Raw genomic sequence first — 6,856 nt, forward strand, 5'->3', positions numbered from 1 at the left:
CCCACGCGCAGCGTGCCCGACGGATGCCCGAAGCGCACGGTGTCACGCGCTTCGCCGCCAGCGGCGAGACTCACCAGCGTTCCCGGAATTGCCGCCGCCGTGCCAATCGCCACGGCCGCCGTTCCCATCATCGCGTGATGAAGTTTTCCCATCGACATCGCGCGCACGAGAACATCGACGTCATCGGCGGCGACCGGTTTGCCGCTGGATGCGACGTAATGGGCGGGACTCGCGACAAAGGCAATTTTCGGCGTGTGCTGCCGGCTGGCGATCTCGTCGATATGTTTGATCAGGCCCATGCGAACCGCGCCGTGCGCGCGGATGGTCTCGAACATCGCTAGCGCTTTCGGATCGCCGTTGATGGCATCCTGCAGTTCCGTGCCTGTGTACCCGATCGCCTGCGCGTTCAGGAAGATCGTCGGGATTCCTGCATTGATCATCGTGGCCTTGAGCGTGCCGACGCCCGGAACGTCGAGGTCGTCAACGAGATTGCCCGTGGGAAACATCGCGCCGCCCGCACCGTCTTCCTCGGCAGCCGGGTCCATGAACTCGAGCTGCACTTCGGCAGCCGGGAAGGTCACGCCGTCGAGTTCGAAGTCGCCGGTTTCCTGCACGGCCCCTTTCGTGATCGGCACGTGCGCGATGATCGTCTTGCCGATATTGGCCTGCCAGATGCGCACGGTAAGCACGCCGTTATCCGGCACGCGGTCGGGATCGATTAGTCCGTTGCTGATCGCAAACGGCCCCACGGCAGCGGAGAGATTGCCGCAGTTGCCACTCCAGTCGACGAATGCACGGTCGATGGCAACCTGACCGAACAGATAGTCGACGTCGTGATCGGCTTTGCTGCTCTTCGCGACGATCACCGTCTTGCTGGTGCTGGACGTCGCGCCACCCATGCCGTCGATTTGCTTGCCGTAAGGGTCGGGGCTGCCGATCACGCGCAAGAGCAGCGCGTCGCGTGCCGGACCCGGCACGCGGGCGGCTTCAGGCAAATCCTGCAGGCGAAAGAACACGCCTTTGCTCGTCCCGCCACGCATGTAGGTCGCGGGAATCCTGATCTGGGGTGCGTGGGCCATTAAATGTTGTCCTTTGATTGTCTGGTGAAACCGGGCGGTAGGCCTCTACCGCCCTTTTGTGTTTACCGCCCGGATTGCGTTGCTATGCAGCCGCCTGCGACGACTCGAGGAAGTCCTGCGCGAAACGCTGAAGCACGCCGCCCGCTTCGTAGATCGAGAGTTCTTCCCCGGTATCGAGGCGGCAGGTCACCGGCACGTCCACACGCTCGCCGTTGCGGCGATGTATCACGAGCGTCAGGTCGGCGCGCGGCTTGCGTTCGCCGATCACATCGAACGTTTCCGTACCGTCGATGCACAGCGTCGTACGGTTCACGCCGGGCTTGAACTCCAGCGGCAAAACGCCCATGCCGACGAGGTTTGTGCGGTGAATGCGCTCGAACCCTTCGGCGACGATCGCTTCCGCGCCCGCGAGACGCACGCCCTTGGCGGCCCAGTCGCGCGACGAGCCTTGTCCGTAGTCCGCGCCCGCGATCACGATCAGCGGCTGTTTGCGCTCCATGTAGGTTTCGATAGCTTCCCACATGCGCGTCACTCGGCCCTCCGGCTCGATGCGGGCAAGCGAGCCCGCCTTCACCTTGCCGTTTTCGAGCACCATTTCGTTGAGGAGCGTCGGGTTCGCGAAGGTGGCGCGCTGGGCGGTCAGGTGATCGCCGCGATGCGTCGCGTACGAGTTGAAGTCCTCTTCCGGCAGGCCCATCTTCGTGAGGTATTCGCCTGCGGCGCTGTCGGCGAGGATCGCGTTCGACGGCGACAGGTGATCGGTGGTTATGTTGTCGCCCAGCACGGCGAGCGCTCGCATGCCCTGCAACGAGCGCTCGCCGGCAAGCGCGCCTTCCCAATAGGGCGGGCGGCGGATATAGGTGCTCTGCGGGCGCCAGTCATAAAGCGGGGCGACACGCTCGCCGGTGTCGGCGACTACCGCGAACATCGGCTCGTACACCTTACGGAATTGCTCAGGCTTCACGCTTGCGGCCACCATCGCGTCGATCTCTTCGTCCGACGGCCAGATGTCCTTGAGCCTGACCGGGTTGCCATCGACGTCGATGCCCAGCACGTCCTTCTCGATGTCGAAGCGGATCGTGCCGGCAATGGCGTAGGCGACCACCAGCGGCGGCGAGGCGAGGAATGCCTGCTTTGCGTACGGGTGAATGCGGCCGTCGAAAGTGCGGTTTCCGGACAGCACGGCGGTCGCGTACAAATTGCGATCGACAATTTCCTCCTGGATCACGGGGTCCAGTGCGCCGGACATGCCGTTGCACGACGTGCAGGCATACGCCACGACGCCAAAACCCAACTGCTCCAGTTCCGGCATCAGGCCGGCTTCCTCGAGATACAGCGTGACGGCCTTCGAGCCCGGTGCGAGCGACGTCTTCGCCCACGGCTTGCGGGTTAGGCCGCGCTGGTTGGCGTTGCGCGCCAGCAACCCTGCGGCGATCATGTTGCGCGGGTTGTTGGTGTTCGTGCAACTCGTGATCGCGGCGATGATCACGGCGCCGTCCGGCATCAGGCCGGGCTCGTTCTCGACCTTGCCGCTGATGCCGCGCGCCGCCAACTCGGACACGGGAAGCCGGCGGTGCGGGTTGGACGGGCCGGCCAGTGTACGAACCACTGTGGACAGGTCGAATTTCAATACACGCTCGTAGTCGGCGTTCTTGAGGGTCTCGCCCCAGAGGCCGGCTTCCTTCGCGTACGTTTCCACCAGTTTCACCAACTCGTCGTCACGGCCGGTGAGCTTGAGATACTTGATGGTCTGCTCGTCGATATAGAACATCGCGGCGGTGGCGCCGAATTCGGGCGCCATGTTCGCGATGGTCGCGCGATCGCCGAGCGTCAGGTTCGCCGTACCTTCGCCGTAGAACTCCAGGTACGCGCCGACGACCTTTTCGCGGCGCAGGAATTCGGTCAACGAGAGCACCACGTCGGTGGCCGTAATACCGGGTCCCGGCTTGCCGCTCAGTTCGACGCCAACAATGTCCGGCAGGCGCATATACGAAGCCCGGCCCAGCATCACGCTTTCGGCCTCAAGGCCGCCCACGCCGATCGCGAGCACACCGAGCGCGTCGACCATCGGCGTGTGCGAGTCGGTGCCGACGAGCGTGTCTGGAAACGCCACGCCGTCCTTCACCTGCACGACCGGACTCATGCGTTCGAGGTTGATCTGATGCAGGATGCCGTTGCCCGGCGGAATCACGTCGACGTTCCTGAAAGCCTTCTTCGTCCAGTCGATGAAGTGGAAGCGGTCCTCATTGCGACGGTCTTCGATGGCACGGTTTTTCTCGAACGCGTCTGGATCGAAGCCGCCGCACTCGACGGCGAGCGAGTGATCGACCACGAGCTGCGTCGGCACCACTGGGTTCACCAGCGCCGGATCGCCGCCTTGAGCAGCAATCGCATCGCGCAGGCCAGCCAGGTCAACAAGGGCGGTCTGGCCAAGAATGTCGTGGCACACGACGCGCGCCGGAAACCAGGGAAAGTCCAGATCGCGTTTGCGTTCGACGATCTGCCTGAGCGATGCGGCGAGCGAGACCGGCGGGCAACGGCGCACGAGGTTCTCGGCGAGCACGCGCGACGTGTACGGGAGCTTGTCGTAGGCACCAGGCTGGATTTCTTCGACTACGGCGCGCGTGTCGAAGAAATCCAGCTTCGTGCCGGGTAGGGGTTTGCGGTTTGCAGTATTCATACCGTGGGGAAGAAAAAGTAATGATCGGGATAGTTGCCGGTTTGGCGATCAAGGCCTTGCCGATAAACTATCCCTTTTTGACTGTCAGCGCTTCGCGAGCGGTACGAAGGGCAGGTCTTCAGGCCCCGTGTAGTTCGCGCTCGGGCGAATGATCTTGTTGTCGATGCGCTGCTCGATGATATGCGCGGCCCAGCCTGACGTGCGCGAGATCACGAAGAGCGGGGTGAACATCGCGGTGGGCACGCCCATCATGTGATACGACACCGCGCTGAACCAGTCGAGGTTCGGGAACATCTTCTTCGCCTCCCACATCACGGATTCGAGCCGCTCGGCGATGCTGAAGAGTTTCGTGTTGCCCGCTTCCTTCGAAAGCTTCTCTGCCACTTCCTTGATCACGACATTGCGCGGATCGGAGATCGTGTACACCGGATGGCCGAAGCCGATCACGACTTCCTTGTTCTCGACGCGCCGGCGGATATCGCTCTCGGCTTCGTCGGGCGTCTGATAGCGCGATTGAATGTCGAACGCGGCTTCGTTGGCGCCGCCATGCTTCGGGCCGCGCAGTGCGCCGATTGCGCCGGTGATCGCCGAATAGATGTCCGAGCCCGTGCCCGCGATCACGCGAGCTGTGAACGTCGATGCGTTGAACTCGTGCTCGGCGTACAGGTTCAGCGAAACGTGCATGGCGTCGACCCACGACTTCGAGGGCGCCACGCCGTGCAGCAGATGCAGGAAATGCCCGCCGATGGAGTCGTCGTCCGTTTCCACCTCAATGCGCTTGCCGTTATGCGAATAGTGATACCAGTACAGCAGCATTGAGCCGAACGACGCCATCAGGCGATCGGCAATATCCTTCGCGCCGGCGATGTTGTGGTCGTCCTTCTCGGGCAGCACCGTGCCGAGCACCGACACGCCGGTGCGCATCACGTCCATCGGGTGTGCGGACGCCGGCACGCATTCGAGTGCGGCCTTCACGTTGGCGGGCAATCCACGCAATGACTTGAGCTTGGCCTTGTACGCGGTCAGTTCGGCTTTCGTCGGCAGCTTCTCGTGGACCAGCAGATGAGCAATTTCCTCGAACTCGCAGGCGCCCGCGAGGTCGAGAATGTCATAGCCGCGATAGTGCAGGTCGTTGCCCGTGCGTCCGACGGTGCACAGCGCGGTGTTGCCCGCGGTCACGCCCGACAGCGCGACCGACTTCTTGGGTTTGAATGTGCCGGTAACCGGCGTGCTGTTGTCTACTTCGCTCATGGTATGTGTCGTCTCCAGCGTAGGGGTTACTTTTTCGTGGCGAACAGCGCGTCGAGCTTGTCTTCGTACGCGTGATAGCCGAGATACTGATACAGGTCGGCGCGGGACTGCATTGTTTCGACGGCGGCTTTCTGCGTGCCGTCGCGCAGCACCGTCTGGTAGAAGTTGAGCGCCGCCGCGTTCATCGCACGATACGCGCCGCAGCAGTAGAGCGCGATGTCGACATTGGCGTCGCGCAGCTCGTCGGTCGTGAAGAAAGGTGTCGACCCGAATTCGGTCAGGTTCGCCAGGATCGGCACCTTCACCGCGGCCTTGAAGCGGCGATAGTCGTCGAGCGAGCGCATTGCTTCGGGAAAGATCATGTCGGCGCCGGCTTCGACATAGGCCACCGCGCGTTCGATTGCCGCATCGATCCCTTCCGCCGCCGCTGCATCGGTGCGGGCCATGATGACGAACTGGTCGTCGGTGCGTGCATCGACCGCGGCTTTCACGCGATCGACCATTTCATCGATTGGCACGACTTCCTTGCCCGGCCGGTGACCGCAACGCTTCTGGCCAACCTGGTCTTCGAGATGCACGGCCGCGACGCCCGCCTTGATGAACGAGCGCACCGTGCGCGCGATGTTGAAAGCGCCGCCCCAGCCCGTGTCGATATCGACGAGCAGCGGCAGGTTCGACGCGTCGGTGATACGGCGTGCGTCGGTCAACACGTCGTCCATCGTGCTGATGCCGAGATCGGGGATGCCGAGGGAATTTGCCGCCACGCCGCCGCCCGACAGGTAGAGCGCCTTGAAACCGACAGCTTCGGCCATCTTTGCGGCGTAAGCAGTGATTGCGCCGACGACCTGCAAGGGCTGTCCTTCAGAGACCGCCACGCGAAAACGCGCGCCGGCACTAGTGGGTTCCTGTTTAGCTGAAATCAATTGTTCGCTCCAATAAAGGTGCACTCATATAAGCAAAACGTGGGCCAAGCGTGATGACTAATTTAACTATTTGATTTTAATGAGAATTGTGGAGTGACGTGAAGCGCATTGCATTGCGATACTGAAATTTCGGTTTCACATTCGAAACGCGGATGCATAATGAGCGCACCCCCCATTTCTGTTCGGCCTATTTATTATGACGCCCCAAAACTCCGATTCCAGTGAGCGCCCTCGCCTTTGGGCGATGGGTATAAGCCGACTAAGTGACTTGTTTGTGGACCTTGCGGACGAGTACGGCGGACGCGCCGATCTGCGCATCGTGTCGCGTGGCTTCGAGGATGCGGTGAAGGAAATCAGCGCGGCGGGAGACTCGCGGCCTGATGTCGTCGTCGCGGGCGGCGCGAACGGGGCTTATCTGAAGTCCCGGGTTGCCGTCCCCGTCGTGCTGATCAACCCGACGGGTTTCGACGTTATGCACGCGCTTGCGCGGGCACGGCGCGAATCGGCGTCGGTGGCCCTTGTTACCCATGGCGAAACCCCAGAAGAGGTACGACGGTTCGCCGCCGCTTACGGTATTGAGGTCATATTCGCCTCGTATCAATCCGCGGAGGATGCGGAGAATTGTGTGCTCGATCTTCGCGATCGGGGAGTGGGTGCCGTCGTCGGTCCCGGACTCGTCACCGATCTCGCTGCGCGTGCCGGCATGGAGGCGGTGTTTCTTTATTCGCGCGCATCGGTGCGTGCAGCGTTCGACACGGCGCTCGAAGTCGCGCAGGCGACTCGAAGTGAAGCGCTGCGCCGTCAACGGCTCGATAACCTGTTGCAGCACATGCGCGACGGCGTCGTCGCGCTCGATGCGCAGGGCAGGGTCGAGGCGATCAACCGGCGCTTGGCCACGGTGCTCGGCATCGATGCCGCTAGTG

General features: G+C 62.6%; 5 protein-coding genes. 1 reads left to right on the forward strand and 4 read right to left on the reverse strand.

Annotated features, from left to right (window positions below):
• The 4 genes from prpF to prpB all read right to left on the reverse strand — a co-directional run.
• Positions 1-1,079 (reverse strand): 2-methylaconitate cis-trans isomerase PrpF (gene prpF / locus WCA53_RS21065; RefSeq protein WP_423915199.1); only part of this gene is annotated, 1,079 nt, incomplete at its 3' end.
• 82 nt (positions 1,080-1,161) lie between these two features.
• The gene (acnD, locus tag WCA53_RS21070) at positions 1,162-3,759 is read right to left on the reverse strand and encodes a Fe/S-dependent 2-methylisocitrate dehydratase AcnD (RefSeq protein WP_423915201.1); all 2,598 of its coding nucleotides are present in this window, start codon (positions 3,757-3,759) and stop codon (positions 1,162-1,164) included.
• An 84-nt stretch (positions 3,760-3,843) separates the two neighbouring features.
• The gene (gene prpC / locus WCA53_RS21075) at positions 3,844-5,010 is read right to left on the reverse strand and encodes a bifunctional 2-methylcitrate synthase/citrate synthase (RefSeq protein ID WP_423915204.1); all 1,167 of its coding nucleotides are present in this window, start codon (positions 5,008-5,010) and stop codon (positions 3,844-3,846) included.
• 26 nt (positions 5,011-5,036) lie between these two features.
• Complete coding sequence (gene prpB, locus WCA53_RS21080; protein ID WP_423915206.1) at positions 5,037-5,933, reverse strand: methylisocitrate lyase; 897 nt, start codon at positions 5,931-5,933, stop codon at positions 5,037-5,039.
• A 196-nt stretch (positions 5,934-6,129) separates the two neighbouring features.
• Between prpB and WCA53_RS21085 the strand changes: the two genes are divergently transcribed.
• A partial coding sequence (locus WCA53_RS21085; protein ID WP_423915208.1) for a PrpR N-terminal domain-containing protein occupies positions 6,130-6,856 on the forward strand: 727 nt, incomplete at its 3' end.

The sequence above is a fragment of the Caballeronia sp. genome (genome assembly GCF_049581465.1).
Taxonomy (GTDB): Bacteria; Pseudomonadota; Gammaproteobacteria; order Burkholderiales; family Burkholderiaceae; genus Caballeronia.